This window comes from Paraburkholderia haematera, from assembly GCF_905220975.1.
Classification (GTDB): Bacteria; Pseudomonadota; Gammaproteobacteria; order Burkholderiales; family Burkholderiaceae; genus Paraburkholderia; species Paraburkholderia haematera.
In genome coordinates, this window is sequence record NZ_CAJNBK010000016.1 from 1 (window position 1) to 18,234 (window position 18,234).

Consider the following 18,234-nt stretch of genomic DNA (forward strand, 5'->3'; position numbering starts at 1 on the left):
CGGCGGCGGAAGCAGCGGCGGCGGAAGCAGCGGCGGCGGAAGCAGCGGCGGCGGAAGCAGCGGCGGCGGAAGCAGCGGCGGCGGAAGCAGCGGCGGCGGAAGCAGCGGCGGCGGAAGCAGCGGCGGTGGCAGCAGTGGCGGTGGCAGCAGTGGCGGCGGCAGCAGTGGCGGCGGCAGCAGCGGCGGCGGCAGCAGTGGCGGTGGCAGCAGCGGCGGTTGCGGCTGCGGTGGAGGCCCCAGCGGTGGCCCTGGCGGTGGAAAAGGAGGCGGCCCTGGCAGCGGCGGTGGTTTTGGTGGAGGCTTCGGTGGTGGTTTTGGCGGAGGCTTCGGTGGCGGGTTCGGCGGCGGCTTTGGCGGAGGCACCGGCGGCGGTCACGGAGGCAAGGGTAGCGGCGGTAACGGTGGTGGCAATGGCGGAGGAAACGGGCACTAGCAGTCGCCTGCTTCCCGGGTAGGGGCCCCCGCGCCCTACCCGTCGCTAACGGCATACTTCGATATCCCGTCCGCAGTCCCCCGGCATCGGCGGTGACGTCTCGATCCCCCGGTCGAGCGTCACCGCCCGAGGCCGGTTGAAGTCGCAGGCGCTTGCGGCGGCGCGGCAAAACGGCACGCACCACCGCGAGCGGCTGACAAGCGACTCTTGCACCGGGTCAAACCCAAACAATCGGTTGCGTCGTGCGCGACCGGAACCAAACCGACTCGATTGCCTCATATCAGATTCAACGTTCGATATGAGGGCATCACAACATGCAACGAAACGTCCCCCACACCATGGCGCGCACGGCCACTGGCCTGCTGATGATCACCGCTCTGGGCCTCGCATCGCTCGCTCATGCGCAAACATCGGCGCAAACATCGGCGCAAACATCGGCGCAAACACCGGCGCAAAACCCGGCTGCGACAGCGCAGCCGCAACCACAAACCCTGTCGCAAGCGGCACCGCCCGTCGATCCCACCTTCTCCGCCTATTCACTCGCGCAAACCTGCAAACAGAAAAACGACAACGTCGCGCAAGGTCAATGCGTCGGCGCGATCCGCGGCATCATCCATGGGTATCAGTACGGTGTGCTGTTCCTCAGTCAGCGCGCGTCGCTGCCGCCCAATGAAACGCAGCGGGTGTCACTGTGTTTGCGCGATACGCAGGTGTCGTCGATCGTCGATGAATTCGTCGCCGACGCGGCCAAGGTCAACGAAGATTCGCTCAGGCACACGCCCGCCGAAGTCGCCGTTCTGGGCTCCGTGCACATGCACCACGGTTGCAATTAATAACGCCGGCGCGGCGAACCGCGGCAGCGCAAGCGCGCCGAACGCAAGGCCGGTTGCAATTCGCTAACGGCCGCCACGGCGCTTACAGCATTTCAAGTGGCCGCTTGCTGCGTGGCGGTTTGAAATAGGTGTCGATGGCGGCGAGTTCCTGAGCGCCGAGTTGCAGTTGCAACGCGCGATGGTTGTCGCGCACATGCTCGACGCGGCCCGCTTTCGGAATCGCAAACACGCCAGGCTTTTGCAACACCCACGCAAGCGCCACCTGAAAGACCGACACGCCGCGCGCGTCGGCGATATCGTCAAGCGGCGAACGCTTCGGCAGGCGCGCGTGATCGACCGGGCTGTATGCCATCGCCGGCATCTTGCGCTCGGCGAGCCATGGCAACAGGTCGAATTCCGCTCCACGACGCGCGACGTTATAGAGAATCTGATTGGTCGCGCATGCCTCGCCGCCGGGCGTGGCAACGAGCTCTTCCATATCGTCCGTATCGAAGTTGCTGACGCCCCAGTGGCGAATCTTGCCCGCGCCGCGTAATGCCTCGAATGCTTCGACGGTTTCCGCGAGCGGCACCGAGCCGCGCCAGTGCAGCAGATACAGATCGAGCCGATCCGTTTTCAGGCGCTTGAGGCTCTGCTCGCAGGCCGCGATCACGCCGCGCCGGCTCGCGTTATGCGGATACACCTTGCTGACCAGAAATACCTGATCGCGCAGCCCCGCCAGCGCTTCACTCAGGAGCGATTCGGTGGCGCCGTCGCCATACATTTCCGCTGTGTCGATCAGCGTCATGCCCAGTTCGATACCACAGCGCAGCGCGGCGATTTCCGCGGCGCGGCGCGCCGGATGCTCGCCCATCTCCCAGGTGCCCTGCCCCAGTTTCGGAATACGCTCGCCGTCGGGCAGGCTTACGCTTGCGATATCGGTCGTCATGCTTTCTCCTCGAAGTGGATAAAGTGGCTAAACGGATTGAAATGCGCGTAGGGTCATGCGAGTGCGTCGATGCGGCGGCGCTGGCAAGCGCGGCGCATGCCACGGAAATCATAAGGGCGAGTGTAGCGGTTGCTCGGGCATCGGATCGGGCCCCAGGCAAAAGCCCGCTATAACGGAGCGCGCCGATGTCATAGAATTGCCGCTTGCCCTTCTTGCGTAAGCCCCATGACCTCTGCCTCGGAAGACCGCTGGCGCGACCTGCGCCCGGACCCGGAAAACGACACGCCGTTGTACCTGCAACTCGCTCGCAAGCTCGGCAGCGCGATTCACGAAAACCGTTGGAACGCCGGCGAGGCGCTGCCCTCCGAGCGTGTACTGTCCGAAGCGCTCGGCGTCTCGCGGATCACCTCGCGCAAAGCCATTGCCCTGCTGGTCGAACAGGGATTGATCCGCCGCACCCAAGGCGCCGGCAGCTTCATCACGCCGCGTTATGAAGATCCGCTCTCGCGTCTGTCGAGTTTCAGTGAAATGTTGCGGCGACGCGGTTTTACGCCGAGTTCGAAGTGGCTGTCGCGGGAAATTTCGCCGGCTAACCGCGACGAGGTGATTCAACTGGGTTTATCGCCGGCGGCGGCCGTGACCCGGCTGCGCCGCTTGCGCCTCGCCGACGGCATCGTGATGGCTGTTGAGAACTCCACCTTCCCTGCTGCGGTGATTCCCGACCCGCAGGCAATTGGCGATTCGTTGTACACGTACCTGGAAAATCGCGGGCTGACGATCGTGCGCGCGCTGCAGCATTTTCGTGCAGTGAACGCGAGTGAAGAGATCGCGCACCAGATGAGCATTGCCCCTAACGAAGCGCTCTTGCTGATCACTCGCGTCGGCTATACGGCAGATCAGCGGGCGATCGAGCTGACCGATACCTATTGCCGGAACGATTACTATGATTTCGTGGCGGAGTTGAGGAAGTAACTTTCCGCCCACGCGGCGCCTTTTTACTGTTTGTGCGAAGCGGCGCCGTACGCAAGCAACCCTATGCTGCACGGGCAATCCAGGCTTCACACCCATTTCGCCTCGTGTGCCCCGATCCGGGCCGGCGGCAACTCGAAATAGGCCGGCGTCGCATCCAGGCGTTCGGCCGGTAACACCCCGAGAACACGTCCGAACCCGGACTGCACGGTCGCAAGGCAATCCTGCACGTCATCGATCGAAACATCGGGTGCCTTCCAGCCGTCGGAAAGCAATCCAAACGACTGCAACCACCGCCCGGTCTGCGCGAGCGACACTCGCACGTGCCAGCTCCCACCTTCGCGGGCTCGCCGCGCCAATGCGGCCATCGCGCCGAAAGCGGCCAGATACCCCGTAGCGTGATCCAACGCCTGACAAGGTAAATGCTTCGGCTCGACCCATCCCGCAGCCTCTCGCTCGGTAAAAGCAATCCCGCTCGCCGACTGCACGAGGCTATCGAAGCCGCGCCGCCCGGCCCAGGGTCCCGTGTGCCCATAAGCACAAACCGACACATAGACGATCCCCGGCCGCACCCGCGCCAGGTCCTCTGGACCAAACCCGCGTGCCGACAGCGCCCCCGGCCGGTACGCCTGCAAGAACACATCGGCGCCGCCGGCGAGGCCACGTAAGGTGTCCCGTCCGGCGGCATCGCGCAGATCGACAACGGCCGAGCGCTTGCCGCGCCCGTTGTCGATCACCAGCGGCGCGATGTTCGGCAAATGCGGACCGTTGACCAGCAACACCTCCGCACCATGCTGTGCAAGCGCGCGCCCCGCTACCGGTCCGGCAATGATGCGCGACAAATCCAGCACCCGCACGCCCGCCAGCGGCCGCTCCGCCCCGTCCCGGCGCGGCGGCTCGACCGGCGCGTCGCCGATACGCTCGATCTCGAACAACGGCAGCGCCGCAATCGCCTTCGCCTGATCGAGCGCGGCCCACTCGCCGGGCGAGCGAATCAGGGCAGCGCACAAGCCCGCGTCGGCGAGCGTTTGATCAAGCGTCGCGCCTTCCCAGCCGCGAATCGCCTCGGCCACCGCCGCGCGATCGTTCGCGCAGCCGAGGACCTTCAACACCCCGGCAAGATGATGCGGAAAGTTCGTGTGCAGTTGAATCCAGCGCTCGTCCCGCGTCGCGTAAAAGCCCATCACCGGATCGCGCAGAGCCGGTGGCGGCCCATCGTCGATACGCAGATAGCGTTCGCTGCGAAACGAAGCCAGCGCGCGCCGCATCTCCACCGTGACGTGCTGGCGGCGCCCCGTGCGCAAGCGATGGTATTCGGCCGCAGCAAGACCGGTCGCAGCGATGGTCGCCGAGGCTAAGGTGCCGACCCGATAGACCGACGGCAAGCCCGGATCGGTGCCGGCAAGCGAAACGGACCTCAACGCGGTCGGGTCGCATCCCGCCGTCGTCCAGATATGGTTGAGCGCAAGTTCAGGCGTCATCGTGTCCATGTCGTTCATCTCGTTCGGGTTGTGCGTGTCAGGTCAGAACAGGAAGAAAGTGAACCGAGTCTAGAATTTCGCCTTGCCGCAATCAATCTTGATTATGATAATCAATATATATTGATTTCTTCGGTTTCCACGCGTTTCCATGCCACCCTCCCATTCCCTGACCGCCGCCGAAGCCGCCAACGCACTCGGCATCAGCCTGCCTACCCTGTATGCGTACGTCAGCCGCGGCATGCTGAGTTCGTCACCGGATGCGCAAGGCAAGCACCGGCTCTACGACGTCGGCGAAGTGCGGCGGCTCGCGCGGCGCAAGGAAGACGGCAAGCGCGCCGGCAAGGTCGCGCAAAAGGTGCTGGATTGGGGCGTGCCGGTGCTCGAATCGTCGATCACGCTGGTGGCCGACGGCCGTCTGTCGTATCGCGGGCACGACGCCATGGAACTGGCGCGCACGGCATCACTGGAAGATGTCGCGGCGTTATTGTGGGAATGCAGTACGAGGCGTATCGCCGAGGCCCCGGGGGTACCGATCGCCGCCGCTCAGTGGGCGGCGTGGCTCAAGCTCTGGAGCGACAGCACGCCGCTAGACCGCGCGCTCGTGCTGCTGCCGGCCGCCGCGGCGCAAATGCCGCGGGTATGGGCGCTCGGCCGCGATGCGCAACTCGATACCGCCTGCGCGGTCATGCGCCTGCTGGCAGCGGCGATGGTCTCGGCGGCACCGTCGAACGAACTGCTGCACAAGCAGTTGGCTTCAGCGTGGAACGTGCGCAACCGTCAGCAGGCGGGGCTGCTGCGCGCGGCGCTGGTGGCATGCGCGGATCATGAACTGAACGCGTCGACCTTTACGGTTCGCTGCATCACGTCGACGGGGACGCATCTGTTCGGCGCGGTGGCGGGCGGCCTGGCCGCGTTGGCCGGGCCGCGGCATGGTGGCGAGACGGTGCGGGTTGCCGCGCTCATGGATGAAGCGTCGCGCGCCCCCGATCTCGATCGCTATCTGGCGAACCGGCTTGCGCGCCATGAACATGGTACGCATCGGCCGGTGCTGTCAGGCTTCGGCCATCTGCTGTATCCGGACGGCGATCCGCGCGCGCGTCTGCTGCTCGGAATGCTTGCGGACTGTGCGCCGGCCCGCTCGCCGCTCAGCGAAGTAGAGGCGCTCGCGCGCTCGGTACGCGACACGACCGGCACGGAGCCAAACGTCGACTTTGCGCTGGCTGCGATCGAGCGGGTACTCGGCCTGCCGGCCGGCGCCGCATTCACGCTGTTCGCGCTAAGCCGGGTGGTCGGCTGGATTGCCCATGCAATGGAACAGACGCGCGACGGCCGGCTGATCCGGCCACGCGCGCGCTATATCGGGGAGTATGAGGCGGGCGGTTGAGGTTAAAGCGCGGGTTACGCCACGCCCAACCAGCGCGGCAGCCAGTTCAACACCGGCAACCCGCGCAGTGCCCGCGTCGCAGCACTTTCCGATCCGCTAGCCAACGCGAAACGCGCACCGGCCCGGCCTGCGCTGACCCACGCAGCCGCACCGCGCGGCAACTCGATCGATTGCCCCGTTGCCAGCCAGTGATCGACGTTTTCACCTTCGACGGTCAGCCAGATCTCGCCCGAGATCACCTTGAAGATTGACGGACGCGCGACACGCCAGGCCGCCGCAGGCTCGTCATGTTCCATTTCGAAAATACGGACTTCACGCATCGCTTTTCTCCTTCGAAGAACTTTCCTGTTGTACTGATTATTGACGTGCGATCATCAGATACCCATACACAGTTCCGAACACTTTTATCGGAACTGTTCAGTCGAAAAAACGGACAGTTGGCGGCAATCACGCTTCTTGAGCACGCGTGCGGCGCGCGCCGTACCGGCGGTTCCGCGCTGCAACTGTCCGGCGAAGGAAAAGAACCGCATGAAACTCGAAATCCAGCTCGATCGGGATAACGGCGTCCCCCTCACCGAGCAGATCGTCACGGGCGTCACTGCCTGGATTCGTTCGCGCACCGCTCACCCGGGCTCGAAGCTGCCATCGATCCGTCAGTTCGCCGCCGACTACGCCGTGAGCCGTTTTCCCGTGATCGAGGCTTACGACCGGCTGGTATCGCTCGGCTATGTCGACTCGCGCCACGGTTCGGGCTTCTATGTCGCCGACCGCCAGCCGGCGAGCACACATTGCCAGGGCAGCTCGGACCCGCGCCGCGCCGAAGACGAATCGGGGCACATCCTCCAGCAGTTCAACCACCAGGGCGAGACGCTCAAGCTCGGCAGCGGCTTCATTCCCAATGCGTGGCGCGACACGGATAGCCTCGCGCAGGCGATCCGCCACGTGTCGCGCACCGACGTCGCGAGCATGGTCGATTACGCAACCCCGCTCGGCAATCTGACCTTGCGCGAACATCTGCAGGGCCGTATCGGCCAGTTGGGCATTCAGGCGGACGCCTCGCAGATTCTGATCACCAACGGCGCGAGCCAGGCGCTCGATCTGCTGATGCGCTACATGCTCAAAGCCGGCGACACCATGTTCGTCGAGGACCCCGGCTACTACAACCTGTACGGTCTGCTGAAGCTGCACGGCGTGAAGCTGATCGGCATTCCGCGCACCCGCAACGGCCCCGATCTCGATGTGTTGCAGGCACAGTTGCAACTGCATCGACCGAAGCTGATGTTCATCAACACGGTGTTCCACAATCCGACCGGCACCACCGTGGCGCCACCGGTGGCGTTCCGGCTGCTGCAACTGGCGCGCGAACACGGTTTCACGATCATCGAAGACGACATCTACGCCGACTTCCAGACCGACGTCACCGACCGTCTCGCGACCCTCGACCAGCTCGAGCACGTGATCTACGTGGGCGGCTTGTCGAAGACGTTGTCCTCCTCGCTGCGGATCGGCTGCGTGGTGGCGAGCCACGCGATCATCAAGGATCTGGTCGACATCAAGATGCTGACGAGCATCGGCGGTTCGCGCTTTGCCGAGGCGGTCGCCGTATCGTTACTTGAGCGCGGCGCGTACCGCAAGTATCTGGAGCGACTGCGCCGCCGCATGCGCGATGCGCTCGGCTCGACCATCCAGATACTCGAAGACGCCGGCTGGGAACTGTTCGAAAAGCCCGTCGGCGGCAAGTTCGTATGGGCGCGTGTACCGCACGTCGACAACGCCGAACGGCTGGTGGCATGCGGCGCACCGCTCGGCGTGACGGTGGTGCCCGGCAGCTATTTCCGGCCGAACATGGAAGTCAGCCCGTGGATCAGGATTCACGCGGCGTTCGGCAACGAGCCGCGCGCGCAGGCATTTTTCCACGCTGCCGCGGCGTTGCCTGCTTCGGTCTGAACGGCGCATTCTGGCTTCGCACCTGCCGTCTATGCGCTGCGCCGGGCCCCGCTTTTCCCTAGAATAGCGAGTCCCAGCCCGTCCCTGCGCGCCCAGCCGCCCTCCATGTCCACGCCGCCGCCCCTGCCCGCTTCCGCCCCCGCCGCCGCTATCACTCCGGTCCCCTCAGCCCGCTCGCTCACCGTGATGCTGTGGCTCGTCGCCACCGGCTTCTTCATGCAGACGCTCGACTCGACCATCGTCAACACCGCGCTCCCCGCGATGGCGACGAGCCTCGGCGAATTGCCGTTGCGCATGCAGTCGGTGGTGATCGCGTACTCGCTGACGATGGCGGTGATGATTCCGGTGTCCGGCTGGCTCGCCGACAAACTCGGCACGCGGCGCGTGTTCTTCAGCGCAATCCTCGTGTTCGCGGTCGGTTCGCTGCTCTGCGCCAACGCGCATACCCTGAATCAGCTGGTGATCTACCGCATCGTGCAAGGCGTGGGCGGGGCGATGCTGCTGCCGGTCGGACGGCTCGCGGTGCTGCGCACCTTCCCGGCGGAACGCTATTTGCCGGCCTTGTCGTTCGTGGCGATCCCGGGGCTGATCGGGCCGCTGATCGGTCCGACGCTCGGCGGCTGGCTCGTGAAAATCGCTTCGTGGCACTGGATCTTCCTGATCAATGTGCCGGTGGGGATCGTGGGTTGCATCGCCACGTTCATCTTCATGCCGGACAGCCGCAACGAGCACACCGGCAAGTTCGACGTGAAGGGCTACCTGCTGCTGATCTTCGGCATGGTGGCGATTTCATTCGCGCTCGACGGCCGCACGGAGTTTGGCATTCAGCACGCCACCGTGCTGGTGCTGCTGATTCTGAGCCTCGCCTGCTTCGTCGCCTACGGTCTGCATGCGGTACGCGAGCCCGAGCCGATCTTCCCCCTCGATCTGTTCAAGATCCATACTTTCAGCGTGGGTCTGCTCGGCAATCTGTTCGCGCGGCTCGGCACCGGGGCGATGCCGTATCTGATCCCTCTGCTATTGCAGGTGAGTCTCGGCTATAGCGCCTTCGAAGCCGGCATGATGATGTTGCCGGTGGCGGCCGCGGGCATGGCGGCCAAGCGCCTCGTCACGAGGCTGATTGTCAAATACAGCTACCGGCGCGTGCTGATCGTCAACACGGTGCTGGTGGGCCTGACCATGGCGAGCTTCGCGCTCACCACCGCAGGCCAGCCGCTGTGGCTGCGGCTCGTGCAACTGGCGTTTTTCGGCGGCGTCAATTCGATGCAGTTCACCGCAATGAACACGCTGACGCTCAAGGACCTCGGCACCGGCGGCGCGAGTAGCGGCAACAGCCTGTTCTCGCTGGTGCAGATGCTCTCGATGAGTCTCGGCGTGACGGTCGCCGGCGCGTTGCTCGCGACCTTTACGGGCCTCCTGCCGCGCGTAACAGCCGCCAACTCGCTGCCCGCGTTCCATGCGACGTTCCTGTGTGTGGGCATCATCACCGCGGGCTCTTCGTGGATCTTCGCGCAACTGTCGCCTGACATCCGCTCGCCCGCGAAGAAGACCGATCCTTCGGAGCGAACCTGAGTCTTGCGCCGGGCGCCGACCCGCAACGGGGCGCGGAGCGCACCACCGAAGTGCGAAACATCGCTTTCGCGCCCGTGCTGGCGCACAATCGCCGTACTTGCGGCGGTAACCGAGCGCACGCAGTGTGTTTCCGTTCGCGCATAGTTCTTGCTCGCCTATCCTGTAAACTCACAATTTGCGCGTGCCCACTCGTGTCGAGCATGCAAGCGCCGCCACTTCCACACGACTGACATGATGAGCATGATCGAACTCGATCCTCCCGGCTTCCAGCCGCCGCGCCCGATGGCCGGCGACGAAGGCTCCCGGCGCACCGTTCTGTACGGCGGCTACACCGTTTTCAGCGTGTTCCAGCCAGTTTTCTCGGTATCGCACCGGCGCGCGATCGGTTATCACGCTTCCCTGCGTGCACATGACGAGCATGCGCTGCAAGTGCCGTCGCACGAAGTGTTCACGCAGGCGGCGCGGCGCGGCGACCTGCTCGAACTCGGGCGGCTCGCCGAATCGCTGCATCTGGGCAATTTCAATGCATTCGACAGCCACGACGAATGGCTTTTCCTGAGCCTGCACCCGGCGGCGCTGATGGACACCAGTTACGGCGACGCCCTGCTCGCCGGCCTCAAGGCGCTGGGCCTGCCGCCGCAACGCGTGGTGCTGGAAGTATCCGAGCAGGCCGGCGGTGAAACCACGCGCTTCGCCGACATCATCGACGCGTTGCGCAAATCCGGTTTCCTGATCGCGCTGGACGGCTTTGGCGCCAAGCATTCGAACATCGACCGCGTGTGGAATCTGCGTCCGGACATCGTCACGCTCGACCGCTGCATTCTTGCGCAAGCGAGCGAGCACTCGCATATCGAACGCGTGCTGCCGGGTCTCGTCTCACTGCTGCACGAATCCGGCCAACTGGTACTGATGGGCGGTCTCGGCACCGAGCGCGATGCGCTCATCGCGCTCGAATGCAACGTCGACTTCGTGCAGGGCGCGTTCTTCGCGGGCCCGAGCGTCGAGCCGGTGAAACCGCAAGCGGCGGCCGGTTTGATGGACTCGCTCTCCGCGGCGTTGCGCGAACGGGTTGCCACGCGCGAACGCGCACAGTCCGCGCGGCTCGCACCCTATGTCACGGCATTGGAAACGGCGGCTGCCCAACTCGTGGCTGGGGAATCGGTTACCCAGGCGACCGCGTCGCTGCTCACGCTTGGCGAAACGGCGCGCTGCTTCGTGCTCGACGGTTCGGGCCGGCAGATCGGCGACAACGTGCTGCCGCCGGGGCGTGCCTCGCAACGTGCGAAGCGCTTCCGGCCGTTGCTGCATTCGGAAGGCGCGAGCTGGGAGCGCCGCCCGTACTTCATTCAGGCGATGCGCGTGCCCGGCCAGGTGCACCTCACCCCGCCCTACCTGTCGATCAACGAAGCCCACCTGTGCGTGACAGCTTCGATCGCCGCGCATACGCCGCACGGCACGCAGGTGCTATGCGTCGACATCAACTGGGAAGTCGCTGCGCATCGTAATTGAGGCAATGGCGTTCTGCTGGATCCGCGCGAGCAGCTTCATGACGGCCGCGCGGCCCAGCAAGCGGTTGGCTGCCTGCAAACGAGCCGCGCTAGTGACGGCGCGCAACGCGACGATCTTCACCGCCCCATCCGCAAGACTTTGCGTGGACACGTCGATCACCGCGACGATCTCGCCTTCGAAGAGCAACGCAATGCCCATTGCGCCTTCGACCGACACCACTTCTGCATGACTCGCCTGATGCGCGAGCGCGGTCACCGTCTCCATCCAGGCCACTGGCGCCAGTTCTTGCGTGCACACCGGCGCGTCGCTGATAACCTCTGGCTCTTCGCTAAAGAGGCGCAGCAAACCCACTCGATCCTGCGCCTCCAGCGCCGTGCGCAAGCGCTCCACGATGCGCGCATGCTCGGCTGGATCGGGCCGTTCCACTGGCGCGCCCGCGCGTTGCAAACGCGCCTTGGCCCGGTGGACGATCTGACGGCAACCGGCTGGCGTACGGTCGAGAATTTTTGCAATCTCGGCGTAGTCGCAATCGAAAGCTTCGTGCAGCACGAATGCCGCCCGCTCGTCGGGCTTCAGACGTTCGAGCAGGAGCATCACGCCGTAAGACATCTCCGCCGCGCGCAAGGCCAGTTCTTCCGCCGATGGCGCCATCTCGTCGAGCCAGGGCTCCGGCAGCCAGCCGGCGGCCTGTGACGCGCGTTCGCGCTGCACACGGCGCAGCCGGTCGATGGCCGCGCGCGTGGTGATCGTGGTGAGCCAGGCCGCGGGTGTCCGCACCTCTCGCGCATCGGCGAGATGCCATTTGAGCCAGACGTCCTGGACCACGTCTTCCGCTTCGGCCCTGCTGCCGAGCATGCGGTACGCCAGCGCGAGCAGGCGGGCGCGCACGGCCTCGAAGCTGGGTGCCTTGTCGATTCCCTGTTCTGTCATGCGTAGACCTCCAGATTTGCATCCCTTTCAGCTTGACGCTCGGGTGACCGCCGATGTGACAGCCCGACGAAAAAATATTTCTGTCACGCCGCCGCCCTCTCTCCCGTCATACGGACAACAACCTGCGCAACGGGTGCGCCGTTGTTCGAATCGGTCACCGCCACCGGCTCTCTGCTATCGGCAACGCGCCGCCTAAAAACGAGGCAAACATGCATTCCAGCTATTCATCCATCACCGGCCTCGGCCTCGTACCCACCGTGATCGAACAGTCCGGCCGCGGCGAGCGTGCCTACGACATCTATTCGCGTCTGCTACGCGAGCGGATCGTTTTTCTCGTCGGTCCGGTGAACGAACAGTCGGCCAGTCTGATCGTCGCCCAATTGCTGTTTCTGGAATCCGAGAATCCCGACAAGGATATTTCTTTTTACATCAATTCGCCGGGCGGCTCGGTGTACGACGGCCTCGCTATTTACGACACCATGCAATTCATCAAGCCCGAGGTGTCAACCTTGTGCACCGGCTTTGCCGCCAGCATGGGGACGTTTTTGCTGACCGCCGGCCAGCGCGGCAAACGGTACGCGCTGCCCAACGCACGCATCATGATCCACCAGCCGTCGGGCGGCAGTCAGGGCACCGCGGCCGACGTCGAAATCCAGGCGAGAGAGGTGCTCTATCAGCGCGAACGCCTCAACGCGATGATGGCCGAGCGCACCGGGCGCAGCATCGAGGAGATCGTCCGCGACACCGACCGCGACAACTTCATGTCGGCCCACGAAGCGAAAACGTATGGCCTCGTCGACGAGGTGCTGGAAACACGCGCGGCGCGAGGCGAACCTGCTCTTCACCATGCTCTGTAGCGCGGCTACGTTAGCCGGTGCGCAGCGCCCGCACCTGCGCTTCTCCCCAAGTCCTCGCCCCGGACGGCATTTGCCTGCCGTATCGGTGCGCCAGGAACACAAAATCTGATCACCGCCGCAAGAATCGCTATCATGGTCGCGATTCGTCGAATGTGACGATCGCTTCAATGGAGATATTCATGGCGTCATCCAACGAAACCGTCAGCATGGCGCTATTCTGCGACTTCGAAAACGTGGCGCTCGGCGTGCGCGACGCGAAGTACGACAAGTTCGACATCAAACTGGTGCTCGAACGTCTGCTGCTCAAGGGCAGCATTGTCGTGAAGAAAGCCTATTGCGACTGGGACCGCTACAAGAGTTTCAAAGGCGCGATGCACGAAGCCAATTTCGAATTGATCGAGATTCCGCACGTGCGCCAATCGGGCAAGAATTCGGCCGACATCCGGCTCGTGGTCGACGCGCTCGACCTTTGCTACACGAAATCGCACGTCAATACCTTCGTCATCATCAGTGGCGACTCGGACTTCTCGCCACTGGTGTCGAAGCTGCGCGAGAACGCCAAGCAGGTGATCGGCGTCGGTGTCCAGCAATCCACCTCCGATCTGCTGATCGCAAACTGCGACGAATTCTTCTTTTACGACGACCTCGTGCGAGAAAGTCAGCGCACGGTAGCCAAACGCGAGTCGTCGCGCCCGCAACAGACTGCGCAGCAGACGGCCAAACGTGCGCCCGACGAAGACAAATCGCGCAACAAGGAAGACCTCGAAAAACGCCGTACCAAAGCGGTCGAGATCGCCGTGCAGACATTCGACGCGCTCGCCTCCGAACGTGGCGACAGCGGCAAGATCTGGGCGTCGGTGCTAAAGAACGCGATCAAGCGCCGCAAGCCGGATTTCAACGAGACGTACTACGGTTTTCGCGCATTCGGCAATCTGCTGGAAGAAGCGCAGGCCCGCGGGCTGCTCGAATTCGGCCGCGACGAGAAGTCCGGCGCATACGTTTATCGGGGCACGGCTGCGAATGTGGGTGCCGAAAACGTGAACGAGCCGGGCGAATCCGGCGAGTCGCTGGAACAGGTGGTTGAGGCAAGGGTTGTCGAAACAGGGGTCGCCGAGTCGGGCGGCAAGCATGAGCGCCGCAGAGGCCGTGGCAATCGCAAGCCCGGGCGTGGCCAGCAGGAGGCCGCGCAGGAAGAGCGTGCTGCAGTCGAGCACGGTGGCCGCGGGCAGGTTCAGGCGGAAGCCGTGCACACGCGTGAGCCATCAACCAGCGAGTCCGTTTTCGAACAGCCGGAAGCCGCCTGGGCAGAACCGGCGGCCTTTGCGGCTGAGCCGGTTGCGATAGCCGGCGAAGAAAATCAGGAAGCGAGCGACGCCCAACCTAAGCGCCGCAAGGAACGCGCACCGCGCAAGACAGCCGCGAAGAAAACGAAGAAGGCAACACCGCGAAAGGCCGATGCGGCACCGGAGATGGCGGCCGCTACGGAAGCACCGGCAGTCTCTGTCACCGAAGAAAAACCGCCTGTGGCCGCCAAAAAGGCAGCGCGCAAAGCTGCGCCACGCAGTCGCCGTCCGCGTAAGACAGCGGCAACGAGCGAGGCGGAATGAGCGTCTCACCTTCTGTGACGCGTACCGATGCAAGGTAAGCGCCTCAGACCGCGCTCCGCTGCAATCAAAAAGCCCCTGCTCGCGACGAACAGGGGCTTTTCCTTTTCAGGCACGCGGTGCTTCGAACGAACTGATCGTTGAACCAGCACGTCCATCGTGCAACAACGCCTGCTCCGCGGTCCGCAATGTCAGCCCATTTCATCCCGCGACGGCAGGATCGGGCTGCGCCTGAAACTACCCGACAGCACCTTCTAAAACAAACCAAACACCGCCACCCCATTCGTCGCACCGACAAACACTTTGCCCCGCGCGATCATCGGCGTAATGAACTTGTTGCCCGCGCCCCATTGATCGCGTGTGCCGGCCTGATTGCTGTTGTACAGCTCGTGCGCGAGGTTGCTGGCGTCGTACGCATGCAAGGCACCCGTCGTGCCGTTTTCCGCCACCCAGACGATGCCGTTGCTCGTGCCATTGGCCGACACGGCCGGTGTCGCGCCGGGATAGGCGAACGCGGTGGGACTCTTCGACGAGGCGGTGGTCGCGAGAAACGCGCCCGAGACCGGTAAGGCCTTCAGGTTATCGTTCCAGCCGCCGTAATAGACCACACCGCTGTAGTACGCCGGCGAACCCCAGATGCCACCCGCGAGCGTGCCGGTCAGCACCTGCCAGATATTGTTCGCCGTCGGACTGAATTTACCCATCGCGTCACGATCGACTACATAGATCAGGTTGTCCTTCCCCGCCGCCACGGCCAGGTGTTTGACGACGCCGCCCGCGGTCGTCTGATCCGGCAACAGCATCACGCCGCCCGAGCCGAAATCGTTGTCGGCATTTGCCTCGGCCACGACGTTATCCATGGCGAAGTAATCGGTGACCTGCAGGTTTCCTGACGACAGCTTCATCAGCGAGTTGCCAAAGTCACCGTCGACCGGAAAACCCTGTGCATTCAGCGTGGTGCCGAACGTGCCGTTGCCGTCCACGACGAAAATCGAGGTGCCGTCCGATGCCATCCCTGAACCGGCCATCCAGATCGATCCCTGGCTGCCGTTCGGCGTGATGTTGAGCACACTGGTCTGTTGGAGTGTGTCGGCGCTATAGGCCATCAGCCAGCCGGTGTACGCGCCCGCCATGCAATGCGAGGTCCATCCCATATAGATGTTGCCGCCAACCAGCGTGAGCGCCGCGCGCTCCGTATGTTCCGCAGGATTAAAAGTAAGCAGGCCGTTGACGCTACCCGCGCCGGTGCCCGGGTAGGTCGCGGCGATCTCGGTCGGGCCGCCCAGAATGTCGGCGCCGGTAGTCAGATCGAGCGCGTGCAGACGGTGATGATAGGCGCCGCTGCTGTCCTTCGTCATCGCTACCGCATACAGGACGCCATTTGTGCCGCGCGTGCGGTCAATGACCGGCGTCGACGTAATGCCGATTTCCGGCGTGAAGTCTGGACAACTAAAGTCATCGCTGACTGTCTCGCCACCGCGGATCAACGAGACTTTCCACAATTGCGCGAAGGTTGTGGCGTCATAGGCGTACACGCTGTCGTGTTCGGTCGCCACGTAGACCACATCGTGCGACGTGCCGCCGATCGGCAAACTGGTGACGAACAGCGGCTGCGCGTCGACCTTGCCGTCCGCGGCGAGAAAAGCGACTTTGCCGAAGCTTGCCGAATTGACGTTCACGAGGGTCAGCGTTGTCTCGGCAAGCATCTGGCCGGTGCGGGCAAGATCGTTGTGGTGCATCAGCACGTCGGTGGCGTAGGCGCTCGTTCCCATGGACATGCTGCCTGAACCAGTCGAACCGGTTCCCCCCATGGTGCCGCCGGTTGTAGAGCCGCCGCCGCTGGTGCCGCCGCTGGTGGTTCCGCCGCCGGCCGCGGAACCCGAGGCCGTACCCGATGTGCCACCCGAGCCGCCACCGCAGGAAAGGAAGACGGTGGCGACCAACGCAATCGCCAGCCGCTCGCACACGCGGAACCACACTCTCGGATTGAAGGTGCCGGTTTGCGGTCGCTGCATGGTTGCCTCGCTTGCACGATGTCCGGCCAACTCCGGACGTCGGGCTACGGCGAACGGCGAAGTCAGAAACGGCGTGTGCCGGCAGGGATAGAGGGGAGTGTGCGGGCTGTGCCGAATCGCCAGAGGACCGGCGTCCTTAGCCCCGATCCAAACGTACGCCGTTTGCCGGGCAGCTTGCCGCCATCGTTTCGTGTCTTTCCGCCAGACATGACAAAGGCTTCACGGCAACAAGCTCGCATGGCATTTGCCTGATGTCTGGCACAACCGGCGCGTTTCAGCGAAGCTGAGGCTGCAGATCGGCCTCAGTCCTTCAACTTCGGTACCTCAACCTCAGTAATAAGGGTAAGGCGCGTACATCACCGGCGGCGGCGCGACGTACCTCGGCGGTGGCGCATAGTAGTACGGCTGCGGCGCGTAATAGGCCGGCTGCGGTGCATAGTAAGCCGGCTGCGGCGGCTGCGAGATCGTGTTGCCTTTCGAGGTCATGCACTGTGCGTAAGCGGCGTCGTAGCGCGCTTGCAGGCCTGCGGCCGAATACTGCGCGCCATTTGCACCATTCGCGCCGCCGATCAGCAGCCCGCTGCCCGCGCCGATCGCCGCGCCCGCGCCGGCATTGCCCGCCGCCGCCCCGATCAGCGCGCCGACGGCGGCGCCGCCGAGTGTGCCGATCGCCGCGCTGTTCACGCTATTCGTGGTCGCCGCCTGGGCTGCCGCGTTCGGGTCGGTCGAGCGGTTCGCGTAGTCGCGGCATGCATAGTCGTCCTGCTGGAACTGACCGAGCGGCTCGCCGCTGCGCGGCAGTGCGACGACGCTCGGACCGCTCGGCGGCATCACCGCGCAGCCACCGAGCGCGAGCGCGACGACAACGGCAGGTATGGCGATGCTTATCGACCTGGTGCTGAAGATCATGTTGGTACGCTTCTGAGACATTGGAATTCACACGTTAGGCCAATCGGTCCCGTCCTTGTTTACCAGATCGTTACAGAAAGTTTTTCGCTTACATTCGCGCAACGGCCCGCGCACAGCCCTGCTTGGCGCCGAAATGGCGCCTCGATCGGCGTCCTCACCGCGTTATAGGGAGTAACGCTTGTAAGCAAAGCAGCAATCCAATTTCACGCCTTGCGGCCTAAACTGGCTGCCTCCAACGCCACGCGACCTGGCCGCCGAAGCGCGCGCCCCGCGTCGCATGGCAACTCCACCGCCCCATATGCGCGCGCTCCGTCGGCCCGAACGGCACCCATCAATTCAATAGAGGATCACTCGATGAACCGGCTTGTTTTCGTAGCGGCGGCGGCTTACGTGGGCTGCGTATCGCCCGTCTTCGCCCAGTCGAATTCGACATTCCCGAGCAGTGCGATCGAACCGTCGACAACGACATTTCCGAGCGCCTCGATCGCGCAGAATTTCCAGTTCATCAATCACCCGCCGCCTCCCGCGCCGGCGAGTTCGGTTGCGTCCACCGGCAGCGGGCGCGGCCATCGGCATCGGCAGATGTCGACGGATTCCGATGCGACCGGGGCCGCGTCGACGCAGCCTTGATGGCGCGCGCACAAGGTCCGAATCGGCGTGCAACAAGGGTCCGCCGGCCTCGCCGCAGTTACCAACTGTGACAAAGCTTGCACTCGCCGTCGACCCGCCACGACCGATCTGAGCATTGTTCCCCTCGCTACCGCGTAACCGCCGGAAGCGCACGCGTCTCCCGTCCTCCGATGGCGTCACCTCCCGTCGTCCTATCGCGCGCGAATGCAACGAACGGCAAACATGCCAACGTC

General features: G+C 64.2%; 16 protein-coding genes. 10 read left to right on the top strand and 6 right to left on the bottom strand.

All coding sequences use genetic code 11. The annotated features are described in order from the left end of the window. Together KHO23_RS23520 and KHO23_RS23525 are read left to right on the top strand one after the other, a co-directional pair. Positions 1-455, top strand: a 455-nt coding sequence (locus tag KHO23_RS23520; RefSeq protein ID WP_211613668.1) for a hypothetical protein, incomplete at its 5' end; no start/stop codon positions are given. 292 nt (positions 456-747) lie between these two features. Continuing rightward, positions 748-1,266 carry a Rap1a/Tai family immunity protein gene (locus tag KHO23_RS23525; RefSeq protein WP_211613670.1) on the top strand — a complete coding sequence of 173 codons (519 nt, stop codon included), beginning with the start codon at positions 748-750 and terminating at the stop codon, positions 1,264-1,266. Positions 1,267-1,348: 82 nt separating this feature from the next. Here the strand turns inward: KHO23_RS23525 and KHO23_RS23530 are convergent, their stop codons facing one another. After that, complete coding sequence (locus KHO23_RS23530) at positions 1,349-2,194, bottom strand: aldo/keto reductase (protein WP_211613672.1); 846 nt, start codon at positions 2,192-2,194, stop codon at positions 1,349-1,351. A gap of 225 nt (positions 2,195-2,419) precedes the next feature. On the opposite strand from KHO23_RS23530, the gene KHO23_RS23535 reads away from it, so the two are divergent. Next, entirely contained in the window at positions 2,420-3,166 is a 747-nt protein-coding gene (locus KHO23_RS23535; protein WP_211613674.1) for a GntR family transcriptional regulator, read from the top strand. An 86-nt stretch (positions 3,167-3,252) separates the two neighbouring features. On the opposite strand, the gene KHO23_RS23540 is transcribed toward KHO23_RS23535, so the two are convergent. Beyond that, complete coding sequence (locus KHO23_RS23540; RefSeq protein ID WP_211613868.1) at positions 3,253-4,644, bottom strand: CoA transferase; 1,392 nt, start codon at positions 4,642-4,644, stop codon at positions 3,253-3,255. Positions 4,645-4,792: 148 nt separating this feature from the next. Between KHO23_RS23540 and KHO23_RS23545 the strand changes: the two genes are divergently transcribed. Then, positions 4,793-6,028 (top strand): citrate synthase family protein, encoded by a 1,236-nt coding sequence (locus KHO23_RS23545; RefSeq protein ID WP_211613676.1) that lies wholly within the window; start codon positions 4,793-4,795, stop codon positions 6,026-6,028. A 14-nt stretch (positions 6,029-6,042) separates the two neighbouring features. Here the strand turns inward: KHO23_RS23545 and KHO23_RS23550 are convergent, their stop codons facing one another. Continuing rightward, on the bottom strand, positions 6,043-6,348 hold the full coding sequence (locus KHO23_RS23550; protein ID WP_211613677.1) for a DUF2917 domain-containing protein: 306 nt from the start codon (positions 6,346-6,348) through the stop codon (positions 6,043-6,045). 208 nt (positions 6,349-6,556) lie between these two features. Here KHO23_RS23550 and KHO23_RS23555 point away from each other — a divergent pair, with 208 nt between their 5' ends. The 3 genes from KHO23_RS23555 to KHO23_RS23565 all read left to right on the top strand — a co-directional run bounded on the left by KHO23_RS23555 (position 6,557) and on the right by KHO23_RS23565 (position 11,056). Then, positions 6,557-7,975 carry an aminotransferase-like domain-containing protein gene (locus KHO23_RS23555; protein ID WP_211613678.1) on the top strand — a complete coding sequence of 473 codons (1,419 nt, stop codon included), beginning with the start codon at positions 6,557-6,559 and terminating at the stop codon, positions 7,973-7,975. 105 nt (positions 7,976-8,080) lie between these two features. After that, a complete protein-coding gene (mdtD, locus tag KHO23_RS23560; protein ID WP_407946066.1) occupies positions 8,081-9,547 on the top strand; it encodes a multidrug transporter subunit MdtD in 1,467 nt (488 codons plus the stop codon). Between the two features lie 234 nt (positions 9,548-9,781). Continuing rightward, positions 9,782-11,056 (top strand): EAL domain-containing protein, encoded by a 1,275-nt coding sequence (locus KHO23_RS23565; protein ID WP_211613872.1) that lies wholly within the window; start codon positions 9,782-9,784, stop codon positions 11,054-11,056. On the opposite strand, the gene KHO23_RS23570 is transcribed toward KHO23_RS23565, so the two are convergent. Beyond that, positions 11,012-11,986 carry a sigma-70 family RNA polymerase sigma factor gene (locus KHO23_RS23570; protein WP_211613679.1) on the bottom strand — a complete coding sequence of 325 codons (975 nt, stop codon included), beginning with the start codon at positions 11,984-11,986 and terminating at the stop codon, positions 11,012-11,014. The genes KHO23_RS23565 and KHO23_RS23570 overlap by 45 nt on opposite strands. Positions 11,987-12,195: 209 nt before the next feature. On the opposite strand from KHO23_RS23570, the gene clpP reads away from it, so the two are divergent. Further along, positions 12,196-12,843, top strand: coding sequence for an ATP-dependent Clp endopeptidase proteolytic subunit ClpP (gene clpP / locus KHO23_RS23575; RefSeq protein WP_211613680.1), 648 nt, complete (start codon positions 12,196-12,198; stop codon positions 12,841-12,843). Positions 12,844-13,022: 179 nt separating this feature from the next. Continuing rightward, entirely contained in the window at positions 13,023-14,450 is a 1,428-nt protein-coding gene (locus KHO23_RS23580; protein ID WP_211613681.1) for an NYN domain-containing protein, read from the top strand. Between the two features lie 251 nt (positions 14,451-14,701). Here the strand turns inward: KHO23_RS23580 and KHO23_RS23585 are convergent, their stop codons facing one another. Both KHO23_RS23585 and KHO23_RS23590 read right to left on the bottom strand, forming a co-directional pair. Continuing rightward, the gene (locus KHO23_RS23585; protein WP_211613683.1) at positions 14,702-16,462 is read right to left on the bottom strand and encodes a PQQ-binding-like beta-propeller repeat protein; all 1,761 of its coding nucleotides are present in this window, start codon (positions 16,460-16,462) and stop codon (positions 14,702-14,704) included. A gap of 330 nt (positions 16,463-16,792) precedes the next feature. After that, positions 16,793-17,371: a glycine zipper family protein gene (locus KHO23_RS23590; protein ID WP_211613874.1), complete on the bottom strand. Its 579-nt coding sequence runs from the start codon at positions 17,369-17,371 to the stop codon at positions 16,793-16,795. Between the two features lie 354 nt (positions 17,372-17,725). On the opposite strand from KHO23_RS23590, the gene KHO23_RS23595 reads away from it, so the two are divergent. Further along, a complete protein-coding gene (locus KHO23_RS23595; protein WP_211613684.1) occupies positions 17,726-18,001 on the top strand; it encodes a hypothetical protein in 276 nt (91 codons plus the stop codon). The last annotated feature ends 233 nt before the right edge of the window (positions 18,002-18,234 follow it).

Coding starts and splice junctions, on each gene's coding strand:
- KHO23_RS23525 (WP_211613670.1), top strand. CDS start 748: ATGCAACGAAACGTCCCCCACACCATGGCGCGCACGGCCACTGGCCTG.
- KHO23_RS23530 (WP_211613672.1), bottom strand. CDS start 2,194: ATGACGACCGATATCGCAAGCGTAAGCCTGCCCGACGGCGAGCGTATT.
- KHO23_RS23535 (WP_211613674.1), top strand. CDS start 2,420: ATGACCTCTGCCTCGGAAGACCGCTGGCGCGACCTGCGCCCGGACCCG.
- KHO23_RS23540 (WP_211613868.1), bottom strand. CDS start 4,644: ATGACGCCTGAACTTGCGCTCAACCATATCTGGACGACGGCGGGATGC.
- KHO23_RS23545 (WP_211613676.1), top strand. CDS start 4,793: ATGCCACCCTCCCATTCCCTGACCGCCGCCGAAGCCGCCAACGCACTC.
- KHO23_RS23550 (WP_211613677.1), bottom strand. CDS start 6,348: ATGCGTGAAGTCCGTATTTTCGAAATGGAACATGACGAGCCTGCGGCG.
- KHO23_RS23555 (WP_211613678.1), top strand. CDS start 6,557: ATGAAACTCGAAATCCAGCTCGATCGGGATAACGGCGTCCCCCTCACC.
- mdtD (WP_407946066.1), top strand. CDS start 8,081: ATGTCCACGCCGCCGCCCCTGCCCGCTTCCGCCCCCGCCGCCGCTATC.
- KHO23_RS23565 (WP_211613872.1), top strand. CDS start 9,782: ATGAGCATGATCGAACTCGATCCTCCCGGCTTCCAGCCGCCGCGCCCG.
- KHO23_RS23570 (WP_211613679.1), bottom strand. CDS start 11,986: ATGACAGAACAGGGAATCGACAAGGCACCCAGCTTCGAGGCCGTGCGC.
- clpP (WP_211613680.1), top strand. CDS start 12,196: ATGCATTCCAGCTATTCATCCATCACCGGCCTCGGCCTCGTACCCACC.
- KHO23_RS23580 (WP_211613681.1), top strand. CDS start 13,023: ATGGCGTCATCCAACGAAACCGTCAGCATGGCGCTATTCTGCGACTTC.
- KHO23_RS23585 (WP_211613683.1), bottom strand. CDS start 16,462: ATGCAGCGACCGCAAACCGGCACCTTCAATCCGAGAGTGTGGTTCCGC.
- KHO23_RS23590 (WP_211613874.1), bottom strand. CDS start 17,371: ATGATCTTCAGCACCAGGTCGATAAGCATCGCCATACCTGCCGTTGTC.
- KHO23_RS23595 (WP_211613684.1), top strand. CDS start 17,726: ATGAACCGGCTTGTTTTCGTAGCGGCGGCGGCTTACGTGGGCTGCGTA.